At 66.2% G+C, this 17,793-nt stretch carries 20 protein-coding genes, 1 pseudogene and 1 riboswitch; of the genes and pseudogenes, 9 read left to right on the forward strand and 12 right to left on the reverse strand.

Translation table 11 applies throughout. The features are described 5' to 3' along the window. Positions 1–6: 6 nt before the first annotated feature. Positions 7–189: riboswitch (cyclic di-AMP (ydaO/yuaA leader) on the reverse strand. Positions 190–522: 333 nt separating this feature from the next. After that, a complete protein-coding gene (locus tag VKI00_RS16770) occupies positions 523–933 on the reverse strand; it encodes a YccF domain-containing protein (protein ID WP_324439279.1) in 411 nt (136 codons plus the stop codon). Between the two features lie 153 nt (positions 934–1,086). Between VKI00_RS16770 and VKI00_RS16775 the strand changes: the two genes are divergently transcribed. The 3 genes from VKI00_RS16775 (at position 1,087) to VKI00_RS16785 (ending at position 4,533) form a co-directional block, all read left to right on the forward strand. Then, a complete protein-coding gene (locus VKI00_RS16775) occupies positions 1,087–1,494 on the forward strand; it encodes a cold-shock protein (RefSeq protein ID WP_324439281.1) in 408 nt (135 codons plus the stop codon). 98 nt (positions 1,495–1,592) lie between these two features. Next, complete coding sequence (locus VKI00_RS16780; protein WP_324439283.1) at positions 1,593–3,530, forward strand: acyl-CoA dehydrogenase family protein; 1,938 nt, start codon at positions 1,593–1,595, stop codon at positions 3,528–3,530. A 1-nt stretch (position 3,531) separates the two neighbouring features. Beyond that, positions 3,532–4,533 (forward strand): glutathione S-transferase family protein, encoded by a 1,002-nt coding sequence (locus VKI00_RS16785; protein WP_324439285.1) that lies wholly within the window; start codon positions 3,532–3,534, stop codon positions 4,531–4,533. A 6-nt stretch (positions 4,534–4,539) separates the two neighbouring features. Here VKI00_RS16785 and VKI00_RS16790 read toward each other — a convergent pair whose 3' ends face one another. Together VKI00_RS16790 and VKI00_RS16795 are read right to left on the reverse strand one after the other, a co-directional pair. Next, positions 4,540–5,043 carry a DUF2771 domain-containing protein gene (locus VKI00_RS16790; RefSeq protein WP_324439312.1) on the reverse strand — a complete coding sequence of 168 codons (504 nt, stop codon included), beginning with the start codon at positions 5,041–5,043 and terminating at the stop codon, positions 4,540–4,542. Then, positions 5,040–6,713, reverse strand: coding sequence for an MFS transporter (locus tag VKI00_RS16795; protein ID WP_414687221.1), 1,674 nt, complete (start codon positions 6,711–6,713; stop codon positions 5,040–5,042). The genes VKI00_RS16790 and VKI00_RS16795 overlap by 4 nt, the downstream gene beginning before the upstream one ends. Before the next feature lie 88 nt (positions 6,714–6,801). Between VKI00_RS16795 and VKI00_RS16800 the strand changes: the two genes are divergently transcribed. Further along, positions 6,802–7,611 carry a DUF3027 domain-containing protein gene (locus VKI00_RS16800; RefSeq protein ID WP_414687222.1) on the forward strand — a complete coding sequence of 270 codons (810 nt, stop codon included), beginning with the start codon at positions 6,802–6,804 and terminating at the stop codon, positions 7,609–7,611. On the opposite strand, the gene VKI00_RS16805 is transcribed toward VKI00_RS16800, so the two are convergent. Beyond that, the gene (locus tag VKI00_RS16805; protein ID WP_324439287.1) at positions 7,608–8,063 is read right to left on the reverse strand and encodes an SRPBCC family protein; all 456 of its coding nucleotides are present in this window, start codon (positions 8,061–8,063) and stop codon (positions 7,608–7,610) included. The genes VKI00_RS16800 and VKI00_RS16805 overlap by 4 nt on opposite strands. Before the next feature lie 28 nt (positions 8,064–8,091). Further along, entirely contained in the window at positions 8,092–8,373 is a 282-nt protein-coding gene (locus VKI00_RS16810) for a DUF2530 domain-containing protein (RefSeq protein ID WP_324439288.1), read from the reverse strand. A 136-nt stretch (positions 8,374–8,509) separates the two neighbouring features. Here VKI00_RS16810 and VKI00_RS16815 point away from each other — a divergent pair, with 136 nt between their 5' ends. The 3 genes from VKI00_RS16815 (at position 8,510) to VKI00_RS16825 (ending at position 10,123) form a co-directional block, all read left to right on the forward strand. Then, positions 8,510–8,938, forward strand: coding sequence for a MarR family winged helix-turn-helix transcriptional regulator (locus tag VKI00_RS16815; protein ID WP_414687223.1), 429 nt, complete (start codon positions 8,510–8,512; stop codon positions 8,936–8,938). Further along, positions 8,935–9,789 carry an RNA methyltransferase gene (locus VKI00_RS16820; protein WP_324439292.1) on the forward strand — a complete coding sequence of 285 codons (855 nt, stop codon included), beginning with the start codon at positions 8,935–8,937 and terminating at the stop codon, positions 9,787–9,789. Before VKI00_RS16815 ends, VKI00_RS16820 begins: the two co-directional genes overlap by 4 nt. A 61-nt stretch (positions 9,790–9,850) precedes the next feature. After that, a complete protein-coding gene (locus VKI00_RS16825) occupies positions 9,851–10,123 on the forward strand; it encodes a DUF2537 domain-containing protein (protein ID WP_324439294.1) in 273 nt (90 codons plus the stop codon). Here VKI00_RS16825 and sepH read toward each other — a convergent pair. Then, complete coding sequence (sepH, locus tag VKI00_RS16830; protein WP_324439296.1) at positions 10,120–10,899, reverse strand: septation protein SepH; 780 nt, start codon at positions 10,897–10,899, stop codon at positions 10,120–10,122. The two genes, VKI00_RS16825 and sepH, sit on opposite strands and share 4 nt — an antisense overlap. Positions 10,900–11,004: 105 nt before the next feature. After that, a complete protein-coding gene (gene serC, locus VKI00_RS16835; protein WP_324439298.1) occupies positions 11,005–12,123 on the reverse strand; it encodes a phosphoserine transaminase in 1,119 nt (372 codons plus the stop codon). Between the two features lie 204 nt (positions 12,124–12,327). On the opposite strand from serC, the gene VKI00_RS16840 reads away from it, so the two are divergent. Together VKI00_RS16840 and VKI00_RS16845 are read left to right on the forward strand one after the other, a co-directional pair. Further along, positions 12,328–13,362: a diiron oxygenase gene (locus VKI00_RS16840; protein WP_324439300.1), complete on the forward strand. Its 1,035-nt coding sequence runs from the start codon at positions 12,328–12,330 to the stop codon at positions 13,360–13,362. Between the two features lie 13 nt (positions 13,363–13,375). Next, on the forward strand, positions 13,376–15,079 hold the full coding sequence (locus tag VKI00_RS16845; RefSeq protein ID WP_324439302.1) for an FAD-dependent oxidoreductase: 1,704 nt from the start codon (positions 13,376–13,378) through the stop codon (positions 15,077–15,079). On the opposite strand, the gene VKI00_RS16850 is transcribed toward VKI00_RS16845, so the two are convergent. The 5 genes and pseudogenes from VKI00_RS16850 to VKI00_RS16870 form a co-directional block, all read right to left on the reverse strand. Then, positions 15,076–15,531: a VOC family protein gene (locus VKI00_RS16850; RefSeq protein ID WP_324439304.1), complete on the reverse strand. Its 456-nt coding sequence runs from the start codon at positions 15,529–15,531 to the stop codon at positions 15,076–15,078. The genes VKI00_RS16845 and VKI00_RS16850 overlap by 4 nt on opposite strands. 107 nt (positions 15,532–15,638) lie before the next feature. Beyond that, on the reverse strand, positions 15,639–16,769 hold the full coding sequence (locus VKI00_RS16855; protein WP_324439306.1) for a citrate synthase 2: 1,131 nt from the start codon (positions 16,767–16,769) through the stop codon (positions 15,639–15,641). 65 nt (positions 16,770–16,834) lie between these two features. Beyond that, positions 16,835–17,080, reverse strand: a complete 246-nt coding sequence (locus VKI00_RS16860) for a type II toxin-antitoxin system PemK/MazF family toxin (protein WP_324439308.1) — start codon at positions 17,078–17,080, stop codon at positions 16,835–16,837. Continuing rightward, positions 17,077–17,322 (reverse strand): ribbon-helix-helix protein, CopG family, encoded by a 246-nt coding sequence (locus VKI00_RS16865; RefSeq protein WP_324439318.1) that lies wholly within the window; start codon positions 17,320–17,322, stop codon positions 17,077–17,079. Before VKI00_RS16865 ends, VKI00_RS16860 begins: the two co-directional genes overlap by 4 nt. Positions 17,323–17,582: 260 nt before the next feature. After that, a pseudogene (locus tag VKI00_RS16870) lies at positions 17,583–17,793 on the reverse strand (hypothetical protein); the annotation flags it as partial.

Raw genomic sequence — 17,793 nt, forward strand, 5'->3', positions numbered from 1 at the left:
CCGAAGACGTCCTCTCTTGATGCGCCCACGAGGTCAGCTGTCGGGTTCGGGCTGGAGAGGTTGCCCGGCCACGCCGCATCCACAAACGCAGCGATGACTTCACCCCAAGGAGCCGCGGACGGCTCCCGGTCCAATTTCGGCGGACCAGTGGGTCCCCCGTCTCCATCCACGGGTCGGTGTGTCCCCGCCTATCGGATGGAGCTCGGCGCTATAGGCGAGAAGGCCCGCCGCTCAAACAGATTCGGCAAGCTCGGGACGACGGTAGCGGGTGATCGCAGCACAGTCATTTTTTGTCGATTTCGGCGTTTCGTTTTTTGCCGTTGGGGAAAACACCAGGAGGGCTCGTCGTCTGTGCAGGTCACCAGACCCCGACATCGAGCCGTTGCCGGGCTGTGATCAATCCGTTATGTGACCGAACTCACATCGAATCGGCCGCCGAGTGACGGCTCACAGATGCCGATGGGGCCGGAGTGAAAGCGCCAACAGACGGCCGGCTCGCGGCGGGACCTACACGGGCGGCGGTCAGCGGTACGACGGCAGCGACCCGGTGTGGTGCGCCTGCCCGACGGGAACGATTTCCTTGCCCAGCGGCACCAGCGACACCGGGATCAGCTTGAGGTTGGCCAGCGCCAGCGGAATACCGATGATTGTCAGCGCCATCGCCACCGCGCTCACCAGGTGCCCGATTGCGAGCCAGATCCCGCAGAACACCAGCCAGATCACATTCCCGATCAGCGCGCCGGTACCGGCGCCGGGCTTGTCGATGATGGTCCGACCGAACGGCCACAGCGCATAGGATGCGATGCGCAACGCAGCGAATCCGAAGGGGATCGTGACGATGAGCAGGAAGCAGATAAGCGCCGCGAGCAGGTAGCCGAGGGCCAACCAGAGGCCGCCGAAGACTAGCCAGATGACGTTCAGGGCCAGGCGCATTGTCTCCTCCAGCGGTGGTTCCAGAGTACCGGGAAACCGGGTGCTCGGTCGCGGGCCTTCCGAGTAGGATCGATCGTCATCGCGTCCTGAGCAGGTGGGACGCGTCATTATTTTGCTCAACTTAGATATCCGTCAGACAAGCAGGTGAGACCGGTGCCGACTGGCAAGGTGAAGTGGTACGACGCTGACAAGGGATTCGGCTTTCTGTCCCAGGAGGACGGCGAGGACGTCTACGTCCGCTCCTCGGCGTTGCCCGCGGGCGTCGAAGGCCTCAAGGCAGGGCAGCGCGTCGAGTTCGGCGTTGCCTCCGGACGGCGTGGACCCCAGGCATTGAGTCTGAAACTCATCGACCCGCCGCCCACTCTGACCCGTCCCCGCCGGGAAGGCCCGGCCGAACACAAGCACAGCCCGGATGAACTACACGGCATGGTCGAGGACATGATCACCTTGCTGGAGAGCACCGTGCAGCCCGAGCTGCGCAAGGGCCGCTACCCGGACCGCAAGACCGCTCGCCGCGTCTCTGACGTGGTCAAAGCCGTCGCCCGGGAACTCGACGCCTAACTCGGAGCCGGCGTTCTGCAAAAAGCATGGACCGGAGCGTACTGGCGGGTAACACTGGAGTACTACACCCGAGGAAGCCGTCGAACGAGGAGTGTCCCATGGCACAGCAGGCACAGGTCAGCGAGGAGCAAGCGAGAGCCGTAGCTGAGGAATCTCGTGAAAGCGGTTGGGATAAGCCGTCCTTGGCCAAGGAGCTTTTCCTCGGCCGATTTCCGCTAGAGCTCGTTCACCCGTTTCCGAGGCCCTCTGACGACGAGGCGGATCGCACCGAGAAGTTCCTGGCTCAGCTGCGCGAATTTCTCGACACGATCGACGGCGGCGTCATCGAGCGCGACGCACAGATCCCCGACGAATACGTAAAGGGCCTCGCCGAACTGGGCTGTTTCGGGATGAAGATCCCGTCCGAGTACGGCGGCCTGAACATGTCGCAAGTCGCCTACAACCGGGCGTTGATGATGGTGTCGACCGTGCACGCCAGCCTCGGGGCGCTGCTGTCCGCTCATCAGTCGATCGGCGTGCCGGAACCGCTGAAGCTGGCCGGGACCAAAGAGCAGAAGCAGAAGTTCCTGCCGCGGTGCGCCGCCGGGGCGATAACGGCGTTTCTGCTCACCGAACCCGACGTGGGCTCGGATCCGGCGCGGCTGGCCTCAACGGCGACGCCGGTCGACGACGGAGCCGCCTACGAACTCGAAGGCGTGAAGCTGTGGACCACCAACGGCGTCGTCGCCGAACTGCTGGTGGTGATGGCCGCCGTACCCAAGAGCGAGGGGCATCGGGGCGGAATCAGCGCGTTCGTCGTCGAGGCCAATTCACCCGGCATCACCGTGGAGCGGCGCAACAAGTTCATGGGACTGCGCGGTATCGAAAACGGTCTCACCAGGCTGCATCGCGTCCGAGTCCCCGCGGAAAACCTCATCGGCCGAGAAGGCGACGGCCTGAAGATCGCGCTGACCACCCTGAACGCCGGCCGGCTCTCGATACCGGCGATCGCGGCCGGCTCCGCCAAATGGTCGCTGAAGATCGCGCGGGAGTGGGCCGGTGAACGCGTGCAGTGGGGCAAACCCGTCGGCGAACACGGGGCCGTCGCAGAAAAGATCTCGTTCATGGCCGCGACGAGTTACGCGCTCGAATCGGTATTGGAGTTGTCCGGTCAGATGGCCGACGAAGGCCGCAACGACATCCGGATCGAGGCGGCACTGGCCAAGCTGTGGTCGAGCGAGATGGCCTGCCTGATCGGCGACGAACTGCTGCAGATCCGCGGCGGCCGGGGCTATGAGACCGCCGAGTCGCTCGCCGCGCGCGGCGAGCGGGCGGTGCCTGTCGAGCAGGTGGTCCGCGACTTGAGGATCAACCGCATCTTCGAAGGATCCAGCGAGATCATGCGGCTGCTCATTGCCCGCGAGGCCGTCGACGCCCACCTCAGCGCCGCCGGCGATCTGGCGAATCCGAAAGCCGATGTTCGGCAGAAGGCCAAGGCGGCGGTTGGCGCGAGCGGATTCTACGCAAAGTGGTTGCCGCAGTTGGTGTTCGGTGAGGGGCAACGGCCGACGGCGTTCCGCGAGTTCGGTAGATTGGCAACACATCTGCGATTCGTCGAGCGCTCCGCCCGCAAGCTGGCCCGCAACACCTTCTACGGGATGGCGCGCTGGCAAGCCGCGATGGAGCAAAAGCAGGGATTCCTCGGGCGGGTCGTGGATATCGGCGCCGAACTGTTCGCCATGTCGGCGGCGTGCGTGCGGGCCGAGGCCCAGCGAGTTGCAGATCGGGCCCAGGGCGAGCAGGCATATGAGCTGGCCGACGCGTTCTGCCAGCAGGCCACCCTGCGGGTCGAGGCGCTGTTCAACGCCTTGTGGGCCAACACCGACAGCACCGACGCCGTGGTGGCGCGCAATGTGTTGAAGGGTCGTTACACCTGGCTCGAAGACGGGATCGTCGATCAGTCCGAGGGAACCGGACCGTGGATCGCGCACTGGGAGGCCGGTGCGTCCACCGAGACCGATCTGGCCCGTCGGTTCCTGACCTTCGCCGACACCTGACATGACGTACGTCGCCGATGCCGGCGAGTTCACCCGCGACACCAACTACATTGCCACCCGTATCACCGCCGACGGCCGGGACGGCTATCCGGTAGAGCCGGGGCGGTATCGACTGATCGTCGCGCGCGCCTGCCCCTGGGCCAACCGCGCGATCATTGTCCGACGATTACTCGGTCTGGAAAGCGTTATCTCCATTGGGTTTTGCGGCCCGACTCATGACAAGCGCAGCTGGACCTTCGACCTTGACCCGGGTGGCGTCGACCCGGTTTTGAAGATCCCGCGGCTGCAGGACGCATATTTCAAACGCTTTCCCGACTATCCGAAAGGCATCACCGTCCCGGCAATCGTCGACGTGCCGACGGGCGCCGTTGTCACCAACGACTTCCCGCAGCTGACGTTGGATCTGTCGATGGAATGGACTGCCTACCAACGCGATGGCGCTCCGCAGCTGTATCCCGAATCGCTGCGCGGCGAGATCGACGAGGTCAATAAAAGGGTCTACACGGAGATCAACAACGTCGTTTACCGATGTGGCTTCGCCGGCTCGCAGCAGGCCTACGATGCGGCCTACGACCGGTTGTTCACCGCGTTGGACTGGGTCAGCGATCGACTGGAAAACCAACGGTATCTGGTGGGCGAGACGATCACCGAGGCCGATGTCCGGTTGTTCACCACCTTGGCTCGCTTCGACCCGGTTTACCACGGGCACTTCAAATGCAATCGAAGCAAACTTTCCGAGATGCCGGTGCTGTGGGCCTACGCGCGTGACCTATTCCAGACGCCGGGTTTCGGCGATACCGTCGACTTCGTTCAGATCAAGCAGCACTACTATATCGTGCACGCCGACATCAACCCGACCCGTATCGTGCCCAAGGGGCCGGAGCTGGCCAACTGGCTGACGCCGCATGGCCGGGAAGCATTGGGTGGCAAGCCCTTCGGTGACGGGACACCGCCAGGACCGACGCCCGCTGCCGAAGCGGTGCCTGTCGGCCACGGCGCTTAGCTGCCGCTAGTCCCACACGGTGCGCACCGACCACTCCGCATGGGGGACACCGTGCAGTTGCCCGGCCTGGTCGACGACGACGGTCATCAGTTGGACAGCGATACCGGTCAGTCGACCCTGCTTCGGATCGATGGTGGGGATGGTGACCGCCAGCCTGCTGCCCGGCCGGTAGAAGGTCGTCGTCGGGTTGACCGCGTCCTCGTACACGCGCAACAGCCACCAGGGTGCCTCGCCGATCGCCGCTGGCACCGAGAGCTGCACCGGATCACGCGCATTCACCTGCAACTCGCCTTGTGCCCTTGGGTTTTCGCAGTCATCGAGGTCGAGGACTTTGCAGTACCGGTAAGGGCCAACCCGGGTCAGCTGGCCGTGGGAATACGCGCTGATCTCCGGGTGTAGCGAACCGCGTCCGCGCGTCAGCGCCCAGGCGCCGACTCCCGCAGCCGCACATGCCAATACCAGCAATGCGGCGAGCAGCGCGGCGATGCCCAACCTCGCCGTCGGCTTCACTCCCACGAGACCGCCGCAGCGTCGTGGCCGCTGGGGCCGCCTTCCTGCTCGACCATCACCGGCCGGTTGCCACCAAGACCGGGAATCAACGAGTCACCGTGGAAGCTGAGCACCGTCTGCGCCAAACCCGGAATCAGCACCGCCGCAACGACGGTGAAGCCGACCCACAGATCGGTATAGAGCAACACGCCCAGCGCGCCGCCGAGCACCCACGCCAGCTGCAGTGTCGATTCCGACCGTCCGAACGCCGACGCACGTGATTCCTCCGGCAAGTCGTCCTGCAACGACGCGTCCAGTGCGGCCTTGGCGATCGCGCTCGAACCCGAGGTGATCAAGGTTGCGATCGCGGCAGTTACCAGATTGCCGGCCACCGCTGCCGCCACCGCAGCCACGGTTACCGCCAGGGTGCAGCGCACCACCAGCACCGAGGGCCTGCCCAACCGCATCCGTGCGCTGGCGAAGTTGCCCGCGAAATTACCGATGGCGGCCGCGGCGCCGATCAGCCCCAGCATGCCAAGCTGCACCCAGCCACTACCGTCGCGCGCTTTGGCGACAAAAGCGGGATACAAGAACAGAAATCCGACCATGACCTTGATCGTGGAATTGCCCCACAGCGAGGTAATGATGTTGCGGCCCAATGGTTGTCGAAGCGCCCCGCTAAAGTCCTCGGACCAGCTTTTGCCGGGCCGGCGGCTGCGGTAGCTCAACGTGGTGGGAACCTCACCCTCGGTCACTTCGACCCAGCGTGGAATTCGCATGGACAGCAAGGCACCGGCAACCGTGACCGCAACGGTGACGAATAACGCGCCGGGCCAATGGAACATGCGGGTCAAGGCGTACTCGATCCCGCTGGCGATGCCGCCGCCGAGGATGGTGCCGCCCAACAGCCCGAACATGGTCAGCCGGGAATTGACTCGTACGAGGTCGATCGTCGGTGGCATCACCCGCGGCGTCACCGCGCTGCGAAGGACGCTAAACGACTTGGACAGCACCATCATTCCCAGCGCACACGGATACAACACCCATGATGGGAAGCTTCCGGTGGCGCCGTCGTAGTTGCTGATCAGCAACACCGCCAACGCCGTGCGCAGCCCGAACGACGCCGCCAGCGCGACCCGTCGGCCGTGCTGCAGCCGGTCCAGCGCCGGACCGATCAGCGGCGCGACAACCGCGAACGGCGCGATCGTGATCAGCAGGTACAACGCGACCTTGTCCTTGCTTTCCCCAGTGGCCGCGGCGAAGAACAGGGTGTTGGCCAGTGCGACGGCCATCGCTGCATCGGTTGCGAAATTGCACACCACCGGCCAGGTCAGCGCCGTCAGCCCCGACTTGTCGGCGCCGTCGGCGGTGGCGGCTCGTTGCACCAACCCATACATCCGCGAACCCATCTCACGGCTGCGCTGCGCGGCAGCGCGGGTGACCGTGACCCGCTCGCCGCCGGCGCCGCCACGCGGCGGCTCGCTGCGCCGATCGGGCTCGGGCTCGCGGTCCAGCGGCGGCAGATAGCGGTTGGCGCTGGGCATCGGCGGCGGGCGGCGGGGCCGGCGGTAGCCGGAGTCGTCTGCCGGATAGTTGGCCATGCCGGGGTGCTGGGCGGCGGGTCCGCCAGGGGTGCGGCGGCCGCTAGATGCCCGGCTCGTATCGGGGTGATCGCGCCGCCGTCCAGCCATGCCCCAATTCTCACAGATGCCGGCTGATCGGACGTGCAGGCAACCGGTGTGGCCGAGTCCCCCGGCTGTGCGACAGTATTAGGGGCGTATGGAAACAGCGGACAACGTGATCCGACCCACTGCGGAGTCGGCCGCGGCGACCACCGACGAGTGGTCGCCGGAATTGGCGACCGTTCTCACCGGCGCCGTCGAGCCGGCCCGGGCAGCCATCGTCGAGTTCAGCGGGGCCGACACGGTGGGTGACTATCTGGGCGTCGGCTACGAAGATCCGACCAGCGCCACCCACCGTTTTCTGGCCCATTTGCCCGGTTATCAGGGCTGGCAGTGGGCTGTCGTCGTGGCCGCCTATCCCGGGGCTGACCACGCGACGGTCAGCGAGGTAGTGCTGGTGCCCGGGCCGACGTCGCTGTTGGCGCCGGGATGGGTGCCCTGGGATCAGCGGATTCGCCCGGGCGACCTGAGCCCCGGCGACCTGCTGGCGCCGCTGCCGGACGATCCGCGGTTGGTGCCCGGTTACCTGGCCTCCGGTGACCCGCAGGTCGACGAAATCGCCCTCGAGATCGGTTTTGGACGGCGCCGGGTGATGAGTGCCTGGGGCCGCTCCGAGGCGGCCCAACGCTGGCATGACGGTGACTACGGCCCGTCGTCGCAGATGGCGCAATCCACCAAGCGCGTGTGCCGCGATTGCGGTTTCTTCCTGCCGCTTTCCGGGTCGCTAGGTGCGATGTTCGGGGTGTGCGGCAATGAGTTGTCCGCCGACGGGCATGTCGTCGACTTTGAATACGGCTGCGGTGCGCACTCCGACACCCCGGCCCCTGCGGGCAGTGGTTCGCCGATGTATGACCCGTACGACGACGGGGTGCTCGACGTCAGCGAGAAACCCACAGGGCTCAGCTAGCTGCTCTCGGCCGCGGCCTTGATCTTGCCCAGCGAGGCGTTCATGCCGTCGACAAGTTCCCGCTCGAAGTTCGCGGTCCCGCCGAAAAGCGCGTTCACCGCCATACTCGATACCGGCTTGACCCCGTTCTCGGCGTGCCTGCTCTCGATCACCCGGGTGCCGTCGGGGATCGGCTGCAGTTCGTAGCTCCAGACCGTGTTGTTCATGTTGACCCGAAATGCCAACTTCTGGTCAGGAACCACCTCGAGGACGGTACATGTCGTCGGCCAGAACAGCAGGTTGCGGCGGTTGACGTTGATGGTGCGGGTGCCCTGGCGGACCGGACCGAGTGCCCGCATCAAGCGACACTGTGGGCTCCACTCCGGCATGCGAGAGAAATCACTGACCAGCGACCAGACTTTCGAGACGGGTGCCTTGATATCAACCTGCGCTTGCAATAGCGGCGCTGCCATCGGACGCGTACCTCCTAGCTCGGGGCCGTTATTTTCGGTCGGGATCGCGTTGGTAGTTCAATCCGGTCTGCGCGCCACGCGCGCCGCGGCGGGCAGCGTCGCGTTGCACCAGGAAGATCATGGTGCCCAGTACCCCGACTCCCAGCCCGGCCAACGTCAGCGGTCGCCACGTCTCGAGGCTTGGTACGACGAACGCGGCCACGGCGGCAACCAGCCAGGCCACTGCGCCGACGCCGAGCACCGGCCATACCTCCAGCAGGGCAGCGGGCAGCATCGGCGGATCGAGGCTTTTGCCAGGCTCGACAGACATGGCCTTCAACATAGCCCGACGACGATGCCGGCCGCCTTGCCGCCGGAGGGGAAGTCCGGCAATTGGCGGGGCCGAGGCCCGGACTCGGTGATTCGTTGTCGACGATTGGGCGTTCTGTCGTAACCTTCGCGCTGTGATGGAGGGCGATAGCCGATTGGCCAGCGACCTGTCGTTGGCGGTAATGCGGCTGTCCCGGCAGCTGCGGTTCCGTCGGCCGCAGTCCCCGGTGTCGTTGTCGCAGCTGTCGGTGCTGGCGACATTGAACAATTACGGCCCGATGACACCGGGCGCGCTGGCGATCAGGGAACGGGTTCGCCCGCCGTCGATGACGCGGGTCATCGCCTCGCTGGCCGATTTGGGTTTTGTGGACCGTGTTGCGCACCCCGACGACGGCCGGCAGGTCCTGGTCTCGGTCTCCGATGCCGGTGTCGAACTGATCGAGGCCGAACGCCGCGCCAGCCAGGAGTGGCTGGCGCAACGGCTCGACACCCTGGGTGGCGCGGAACGGGATACGCTGCGTGAGGCCGCCGACCTGATCTTGGCCCTCGTCGACGAAAGCCCTTGACCACAAACGGTTTAGACCCCACCAGTGGTGCCGACGGTGTGGTCGTTTGCGATATCACCGATCCCGGCGACGTCCGGCTCGATAACTTTCGGGATTTGAACAGCATCGACCGTCGGCCCGACCTGCCGAGCGGGAAGGGGCTGGTGATCGCCGAGGGCGTGCTGGTGGTGCAGCGCATGCTGGCCTCGCCGTTTAGGCCGTTGGCCTTCCTCGGCACCGATCGCAGACTTGATGAGCTCAGGGCAGATCTGGCCGGCAGCCCCGCGCCCTACTATCGGGTCTCCGCCGAGGTGATGGCCCAGGTGGTCGGCTTCCATCTGAACCGCGGGGTGCTGGCCGCCGCGCGTCGCGAGCGCGAGCGCAGCCTCGTGCAGGTCGCCGACGGCGCCCGGACCGTCGTGGTGCTCGAGGGCATCAACGACCACGAGAACCTGGGCGCCATCTTCCGCAACGCCGCGGGCCTGTCCGTCGACGCGGTGGTGTTCGGCAGCGGCTGTGCTGACCCGCTGTACCGCCGCGCGGTGCGCGTCTCCATGGGCCACGCGCTGCTGGTGCCCTATGCACGGGCGGCCGACTGGCCGGCCGACTTGAAGACGTTGCAGCAGAAGGGATTTCGTTTGTTGGCCATGACCCCCGATCCCGACGCGGCGCCCTTGCCGGAGGCAATGGCGGCGGTGCGGGAAGAGCGGGTTGCGGTGCTGGTCGGCGCCGAGGGACCGGGCTTGAGCCGCGCGGCGTTGCGGGCCAGCGATCTGCGGGTACGCATCCCGATGTCACGCGGCACCGACTCGCTCAACGTGGCCACCGCGGCGGCGGTGGCCTTCTACGAGCGGGCTCGGGCTTGGGCCTAATTGCCCGACTCCTCCTCAGACCGCTACGCGGTCTGCATCGTCGTCGGGCTACGCTCGGCTGATGCCCGACGAATCCACCCCGTGGGCAACGGGTTTGACGGTTGCCGGGTTCGTAGCCGCGGTCACCGGGGTTGCCGTCGTGGTGCTGAGTCTCGGGCTTATCCGGGTGCATCCGTTGTTGGCGGTGGGACTCAACGTCATCGCGGCCGGCGGCTTGGCGCCGACGCTGTGGGGGTGGCGGCACACCGCGGTGCTGCGCTGGTTGGTGCTGGGCGTCGGGGTGGGCGTGACCGTTGCCTGGCTGACCCTGGTCTCGATGCAGCTGTTCGGCTAGCGCTGCCCGCCGGAACGGACACCCAGCAACACGTCTTCCCACGCCGGCACCGGTGGCTTGCCGCGGCGGGTGCGGGCCGGCTCGCTCTTGGGTTCGACGGCCGGGGTCTCGACCGGCGCGGGTGCCGACTCGTCGAAGTCGAGTTGGGCGACCGGGGCCACCGGCCGCAGCGGACGGTCGAAGCTGGGGTCGATCAGCTCACTGGCCGCATCATCGACGGCGGTGACGGTCCCGCCGTGCGCGCCTGGGCAGAACCGGAAATGCGCGAGGTTGTCCGAACGACCCGCCTTCCAGCCGAGCTGGACCGTCCAGCGGCCATCCTCGTTACGCCACGCGTCCCACAGCGTGCTGTCCGGGTTGAGGCCACGCGCCAGCAGCGACGACGTGATGGTCTCCAGCAGCGTCAGCACCGCGGGGCCGTCGGCGAGCACGGGGTGTGCGGCCGTTGCCAGCTCCGCGGCGCGCGAGCGTTCCAGCAGCACCGGGTGGGCGAACCGCTCAACCCGCTCGATGTCCACCCCGGCGGCGGCCGCCACCTGCTCGACGGACGCGCCGGCGCGGATGCGGGACTGAATTTCCTTGGGATGCAGCATGCTGGTGACCTCGATGTCGATATGGGTTTGACCCACCCGGGCCCCGTCGCCGCGCGCTGCCGCCCTCAGCCGGTCGTCGACTCGGATCTTGAACTTGTCGCCGGGCTCCCCGTTGTCTTTCGTGCTCTCACAGATGATGTGTTTGCCATCGACATCGAGTCCGACGATCGTGAGTTCCCGCATGGTGTCTCCTAGCAGGCTCCTCGCAGACCAGCGAGCCAGGCCTGTCGCTGCGGACTCTAGTACAGGCAGCGGCCGTAACCGTGCTGACACGCGGGGGTAAAGAGGCTAAATCCGCTCGACCACCCAGTCGATGCACTCGGTGAGCGCGCTGACGTCGTCGGGTTCGACGGCGGGGAACATCGCGACCCGCAACTGGTTGCGGCCTAGTTTGCGGTATGGCTCGGTGTCGACGATGCCGTTGGCCCGCAGCACCTTGGCCACCGCCGCGGCGTCGACGTCATCGTTGAAGTCGATCGTGCCCACTACCTGCGAGCGCAGCCGCGGCTCGGTAACGAACGGCGTGGTGTAGGACCGCTCCTGCGCCCAGGAGTACAACCGCTGCGACGAGTCCGCGGTGCGCTTGACCGCCCACTCCAGCCCGCCGTTGCCCAACAGCCAGTCGATCTGCTCGGCCAGCAGCACCAGCGTCGCGATAGCCGGGGTGTTGTAGGTCTGGTTCTTCAGGCTGTTCTCCACCGCGATCGGCAGCGACAAGAAGTCTGGCACCCATCGACCGGACTCGGCGATGGCCTCGATTCGACCCAGCGCCGCCGGGCTCAAGATCGCCAGCCACAACCCGCCGTCACTGGCGAAGTTCTTCTGCGGCGCGAAGTAGTAGGCATCGGTGTCGGCGATGTCGACCGGCAGGCCGCCGGCGCCGGAGGTGGCGTCGATGAGGATCAGCGCATCGCCGGAGTCGGCAGGCCGAGCGACCGGCACCGCGACCCCCGTCGAGGTCTCGTTGTGCGCCCATGCGATCACGTCGACCGACGGGTCGCTCTGCGGCTCGGGGGCGCTGCCGGGATCGGCCTTGATGATGATCGGATCGCCGACGAACGGATTCTTGGCGACCGCGGAGGCGAACTTCGAGCTGAACTCGCCATAGCTCAGGTGCAGCGACCTCTTGTCGATCAGTCCGAACGCCGCCGCATCCCAGAACGCTGTGGCACCGCCGTTGCCCAGCACGACCTCGTAGCCGTCGGGCACCGAGAAGTAGTCCCGCAACCCGTCGCGCACCCGGCCAACCAGGTCCTTGACCGGCGCTTGGCGGTGCGAGGTGCCGAAAAGCGCGGCGGCGCTGGTGGAGAGCGCCTTCAGCTGCTCGGGTCGGACCTTCGAAGGGCCGGAGCCGAAGCGACCGTCAGTGGGTTTGATGTTGTCCGGAATCGTGAGCACGTCAGCCATGATCACCAGGTTAGTGACTGGGCCGAGCCAGGCGATCACGCGGTCGGCGATGTTGATCACAGGCCGCTGTGTGATGTAAGTCACAGTGTACACATGTTCACGGATCGACCACAGTGGCATTCGAAGGTCTAGTAAGTTGCCGATACCTCCGGTACTGTGTTGGACATAGCGCATACAAATGTAAACCGCGTTGGGGAGGCTGCAATGGCCCAGAAGACGGCCCGAACCAAGCTTGTGCGACGTTGGCGTCGCAACATGGACGTCCTGGACGACCCGAAGTACGTGGAGATGCTGACCACACTGTCCGAGGGGTCGGTGCGGCGCAATTTCAACCCGTACACCGACATCGACTGGGAGTCGCCCGAGTTCGCGGTCATCGACAACGACCCACGCTGGATACTGCCGAAGACCGACCCGCTGGGCCGGCACGCCTGGTACCAGGCGCAGTCCCAAGAGCGTCAGATCGAGATCGGCATGTGGCGTCAGGCGAACGTCGCCAAGGTCGGTCTGCACTTCGAGTCCATCCTGATCCGCGGCCTGATGGAGTACGCCTTCTGGGTGCCCAACGGGTCACCGGAGTACCGGTACTGCCTGCACGAAGCCGTCGAAGAGTGCAACCACACCATGATGTTTCAGGAGATGGTGAACCACATCGGGGCCGACGTGCCCGGCATGCCGCGCATGCTGAAGTGGATTCAACCGTTCATTCCGCTGGTGGCCGGACCGCTGCCGATCCCGTTCTGGTTCGGCATCCTCGCCGGCGAAGAGCCCATCGACCACACCCAGAAGAACGTGCTGCGCGAGGGCAAGGAGCTGCACCCGATCATGGAGCGGGTGATGGCCATCCACGTCGCCGAGGAGGCGCGCCACATCTCGTTCGCGCACGAGTACCTGCGTAAGCGGGTGCCGGACCTGCCGCGCCGGAAGCGGTTCTGGCTCTCGCTGTATGTGCCCGTCACCATGCGCATCCTGTGCTCGGCGATCGTGGTTCCGCCGAGGGCGTTCTGGCGGGAGTTCGACATCCCGCGTCAGGTGCGCAAAGAGGTGTTCTTCCGTTCGCCGGAGTCGCGTCAAATGCTGCGTGACATGTTCGGTGACGTCCGCATGCTCTGCCACGACACCGGCCTGATGAACCCGCTGGCCAAGCTGATCTGGCGGATCTGCAAGATCAACGGGAAGCCGTCGCGCTACCGCAGCGAACCGCAGCGCCAGCACCTAGTCGTCGCACCGGCCGCCTAGAAGATCGGTCTTTATGCCGCACGTTATTACCCAGTCGTGCTGTAGCGACGGGTCCTGTGTCTACGCGTGCCCGGTGAACTGCATTCATCCGTCGCCGGACGAGCCGGGCTTTGCCACCGCCGAGATGCTCTACATCGACCCGGTGGCGTGCGTGGACTGCGGAGCCTGCGTGAGTGCCTGCCCGGTGGGCGCCATCGCACCCGCTGCCCAGCTGGCCCCCGAACAGCAACCGTTCATCGCGCTCAACGAGTCGTATTACCCGGACCGGCCGGCCGACCAGAAACTGCCGCCGACGTCCATGCTGGCGCCGGTGATCCCCGCACCACAGGTGCGGGGGCATCATCGTGGGCCTTTGACCGTGGCGATCGTGGGGGCCGGCCCGGCCGCGATGTATGCCGCCGACGAACTGCTCACCCAGCACGGCGTGCGGGTCAATGTCTTCGAGAAGCTGCCCACGCCCTATGGACTGGTTCGCGCCGGGGTGGCGCCGGACCACCAGACCACCAAACGGGTGACCGCGCTCTTCGACCGGATCGCCCGTCGCCGCGAATTCCGGTTCTTTCTCAACGTCGAGGTCGGCAGGCACCTGAGCCACGACGACCTGCTCGCACACCACCATGCCGTCATCTACGCCGTCGGTGCGCCCAATGACCGGCGGCTGGACATCAACGGCATGGGCATGCCGGGGACCGGCACCGCAACCGAGCTGGTCGCGTGGATCAACGGTCATCCCGATTTCACCGGGCTGCCAGTCGATCTCAGCCACGAGCGGGTCATCGTCGTCGGCAACGGCAACGTCGCTCTCGATGTGGCCCGCGTGCTCACCGCCGACCCCGACGAGCTGGCCCGCACCGACATCTCCGACCACGCACTGCAGGCCCTGCGCGCCTCGCGGGTGCAGGAGGTGGTGATCGCCGCCAGACGTGGACCCGCGCACTCGGCGTTCACGCTGCCTGAGCTGATCGGGCTGACGACGACGGCAGATGTCGTGCTCGACGCCGCCGACCACGAGCTGGTGCTGCGCGACCTGGCAGGCGTCTCGGACGCCGCGACGAAGCAGAAGCTGGAAATTCTTCGCAAGCTCGGCGACGGGTCCGGCCCGCAGCAGCGTCCGCGCATCCGGCTGGCCTACCGACTGACTCCCATCCGGGTCTTGGGTGAGCGGCGGGCCAGCGGTATGGAGTTCGGCGTCACCGGCACCGACGAGGTGTGCCAGCTCGAAGCCGGTCTGGTGTTGACCTCGATCGGCTACCACGGCAAGGCTATTCGTGATTTGCCCTTCGACGACGACGCCGGCGTGGTACCGAACAACCGCGGCCGGGTGATCGACTCGGACTCGGGGCAACCGGTACACGGCGCCTACGTGGCGGGGTGGATCAAGCGCGGCCCGACGGGATTCATCGGCACCAACAAGTCGTGCGCGTTGCAAACCGTGCAGCGGCTGGTCGACGATTTCAACGCCGGACTGCTGCGCGATCCGATCGACAAGCCGTCGGCGTTGGACACGCTGGTCGCTACCCGCCAGCCCGCCGTCGTCGACGCCGCCGGCTGGCGGGCGATCGACGCCGCGGAAGTGTCCCGCGGCAGCCTCGGCGATCGGCCGCGCAACAAGTTCACATCGGTCGCCGACATGCTGGCGGTCGCGGCGGCCGCGCCGACGCCGCCGCTGCGGCGCCGGCTGGCCGACCGGCTACGCCAATTGGCCGACCTGGCCTAACCCGAAGGCTGGCCGGTAAACGCGGCAATCTCCTCGGGGCTGACCTCGCGCACCGGCTGACCCAGCGACCAGTGGTGGCCGAACGGATCCGCAACGATGCCGTAGCGGTCGCCCCAGAACTGGTCATCGAGCGGCATGACCTCAGTCGCGCCGGCGTCGAGCGCCCGCTGGAACTTAGTGTCGACGTCGGTCACCGTCAGATGGATGGTGACCGGCGTTCCGCCCAGCGACGTGGGTGTCATCGACTTGCCGCCGGACATCTCCGGAAAGTCGTCGTTGAGCAGCACGGTGAAGCCGTTGATGCGCAGTGCGGCGTGGATCAGCTTGCCGTCGGGACCTGGGACTCGCCCGAGTTCTTCGGCATCAAAAGCCTTGACGTAGAAGTCGATCGCCGCTGCGGCGTCGTCGACGACGAGGTGCGGGGACAGTGCGGGTTCGACGGCAATTGCCATCATGGCCTCCTAGATATCCGTAGGGGTTCGGTGGGTGTTACGACTCTTTGACTCGAGCCGCGATGCAATCTCATCACCGGCCACCGACACCCACGCCGCCTCGCAGGTCAGGCCTTGCGGACCTCGTCCCAGCCTTCGACGGATTCCGGGCTGCGCGGATCCGGGCCGACGTAGATGGCCGACGGGCGGACCAGCTTGCCGAGTCGCTTTTGTTCGAGGATGTGGGCGCACCATCCGGCGGTGCGGCCACAGGTGAACATCGCCGGCATCATGTGGGGTGGCACCTCGGCGAAGTCCAGGATCACCGCGGCCCAGAACTCGACGTTGGTTTCGATCGCCCGGTCTGGACGGCGTTCCCGTAGCTCGGAGAGCGCTGCCTGCTCGACCGCCGCCGCGACTTCGTAGCGCGGTGCGTTCAACCGCTTGGCAGTGGCCCGCAGTACGCGCGCGCGGGGGTCTTCGGCGCGGTAGACGCGGTGTCCGAAGCCCATCAGCTTCTCGTGGCGGTCCAGAATCCCCTTGACCAGGCCGCGGGCGTCACCGGTGCGCTCGACTTCTTCGAGCATCGGCAGCACCCGTGCCGGTGCACCGCCGTGCAGGGGGCCGCTCATCGCCCCGATCGCGCCGGACAGCGCGGCGGCGACGTCGGCGCCGGTCGATGCAATCACCCGTGCCGTGAACGTCGAGGCGTTCATCCCGTGCTCGGCGGCCGAGACCCAGTATGCGTCGACTGCCTCGATATGCCTGGGATCCGGCTCGCCCTGCCATCTCGTCATGAAACGGGCTGTGACCGTTGGGCATTCGTCGATAACTCGTTGGGGAACCGCGGGGTGGTAGATACCGCGGGCCGATTGGGCGACATAGGACAGTGCCATTACCGAGGCCCGGGCGAGCTGGTCGCGGGCGGTGGCATCGTCGATGTCGAGCAGCGGCTGATAGCCCCAGATCGGTGCGAGCATCGCCAGGCCGGCCTGGACATCGACGCGGACATCGCCGCTGTGGATCGGCAGCGGGAATGGCTCGGCCGGTGGCAGCCCGTGGCCGAACTTTCCGTCCACCAGCAAAGCCCAGGCGTCGCCGAAAGTGACTCGTCGGCCCACCAGGTCTTCGATGTCGACACCCCGGTAACGCAGGGCGCCGCCGTCCTTGTCGGGTTCGGCAATCTCGGTGGTGAACGCCACCACACCCTCGAGGCCCGCTACGAAATTCTCTGGGATCTTGTCCGGGATGACAGTCATAGCCGAATTCTCCCACTCCGGTCCAGACCGGTCGCTACCGGTCGGTAACTAGCATTGGCGAGCACTCAGCATCCGGTGCCGGCTCGTAGCGTGCGACACACCTCATGAAGCCGCGTCGGCGACAATCGAGTGATCCTCCGACAAAAAGCGTTGCGCGGCAACGTATGGATATTGTCGAAGTTGACGACGCAATCGCTGGGAGTGCGCGTCAGTGCCGTCACCATGACAGCACCAATCCGGTCAGCCACCGGATCCCGGGTGAGGACCAGGACGGGCCGGCCGCCGCCAGGGTTGCGCAACTCACCGTTCACCCCTTTGCATCGGTCCAGTCGCTCCACTCTTCGGCGGGTCCCCAATCGGCAATGTTGGCCAGCGACGTCTCATCATGGGTAAGCGGGTGTTCGGCGTAGCCGGCAACATCGTGGTTCGCAGCGAGCTCGGCCAGATGCCGCCGCAGCGCATCCCGCAACAATTCCGACCGATCCACGCCCAGCCGTTGCGCCCAATGGTCGGCCGCGGCCACATCGGCATCGTCCGCCCGGAAACTCACCATTGTCATTAATGCACGGTACGTCGTCAGACGTCCTCGCCGTCTTCCCGACTTGACTCAAATTGGTGCGCACCTTCACCGCGGTGTTGATGAGGGGTTGCGGTGGTGTTGGGGTCGCGGGTCGGCGGTGATGCGGGTTTGGTTGTCGGCCCGGATGTCCACGAAGCAGTAGGCAGCCGGGTCGTGTGAACGAATTTGTTTATGCCCCAATTTGTTTGAGCTTCGATAGATTCCCGGTAGATGACCGGCCCCGGTAACCCAAGCTAGTTGTTTGTCGGTGGTGGTTGGGGTTGGAAGGGTTCATACCACCACCAGTCGGCGCGCTCGCCGGTAGGTCCCGGGCAGGGCGCCACCGCGGGCGGGGGTTGAGTTGGTGGGCGTGCCAGCGGTCCCGGGCTCAGTGATCGGCCGGCGTTGTCGGTGACTACGAGGGCGCCTGCGGGTCCGGTGATGGTGATGACGCCACGATGGTGC

This window comes from Mycobacterium sp. (genome assembly GCF_035314665.1).
GTDB lineage: Bacteria > Actinomycetota > Actinomycetes > Mycobacteriales > Mycobacteriaceae > Mycobacterium.

Bases quoted from the DNA above. Each gene is read 5' to 3' on its own strand.
- VKI00_RS16865 (WP_324439318.1), bottom strand. From the start codon at position 17,322: ATGGTGAGTTTCCGGGCGGACGATGCCGATGTGGCCGCGGCCGACCAT.
- VKI00_RS16810 (WP_324439288.1), bottom strand. From the start codon at position 8,373: ATGTCTGTCGAGCCTGGCAAAAGCCTCGATCCGCCGATGCTGCCCGCT.
- VKI00_RS16840 (WP_324439300.1), top strand. From the start codon at position 12,328: ATGGCCCAGAAGACGGCCCGAACCAAGCTTGTGCGACGTTGGCGTCGC.
- VKI00_RS16770 (WP_324439279.1), bottom strand. From the start codon at position 933: ATGCGCCTGGCCCTGAACGTCATCTGGCTAGTCTTCGGCGGCCTCTGG.
- sepH (WP_324439296.1), bottom strand. From the start codon at position 10,899: ATGCGGGAACTCACGATCGTCGGACTCGATGTCGATGGCAAACACATC.
- VKI00_RS16845 (WP_324439302.1), top strand. From the start codon at position 13,376: ATGCCGCACGTTATTACCCAGTCGTGCTGTAGCGACGGGTCCTGTGTC.
- serC (WP_324439298.1), bottom strand. From the start codon at position 12,123: ATGGCTGACGTGCTCACGATTCCGGACAACATCAAACCCACTGACGGT.
- VKI00_RS16850 (WP_324439304.1), bottom strand. From the start codon at position 15,531: ATGGCAATTGCCGTCGAACCCGCACTGTCCCCGCACCTCGTCGTCGAC.
- VKI00_RS16825 (WP_324439294.1), top strand. From the start codon at position 9,851: ATGCCCGACGAATCCACCCCGTGGGCAACGGGTTTGACGGTTGCCGGG.
- VKI00_RS16785 (WP_324439285.1), top strand. From the start codon at position 3,532: ATGACGTACGTCGCCGATGCCGGCGAGTTCACCCGCGACACCAACTAC.
- VKI00_RS16800 (WP_414687222.1), top strand. From the start codon at position 6,802: ATGGAAACAGCGGACAACGTGATCCGACCCACTGCGGAGTCGGCCGCG.
- VKI00_RS16805 (WP_324439287.1), bottom strand. From the start codon at position 8,063: ATGGCAGCGCCGCTATTGCAAGCGCAGGTTGATATCAAGGCACCCGTC.
- VKI00_RS16815 (WP_414687223.1), top strand. From the start codon at position 8,510: ATGGAGGGCGATAGCCGATTGGCCAGCGACCTGTCGTTGGCGGTAATG.
- VKI00_RS16795 (WP_414687221.1), bottom strand. From the start codon at position 6,713: ATGGCTGGACGGCGGCGCGATCACCCCGATACGAGCCGGGCATCTAGC.
- VKI00_RS16780 (WP_324439283.1), top strand. From the start codon at position 1,593: ATGGCACAGCAGGCACAGGTCAGCGAGGAGCAAGCGAGAGCCGTAGCT.
- VKI00_RS16855 (WP_324439306.1), bottom strand. From the start codon at position 16,769: ATGACTGTCATCCCGGACAAGATCCCAGAGAATTTCGTAGCGGGCCTC.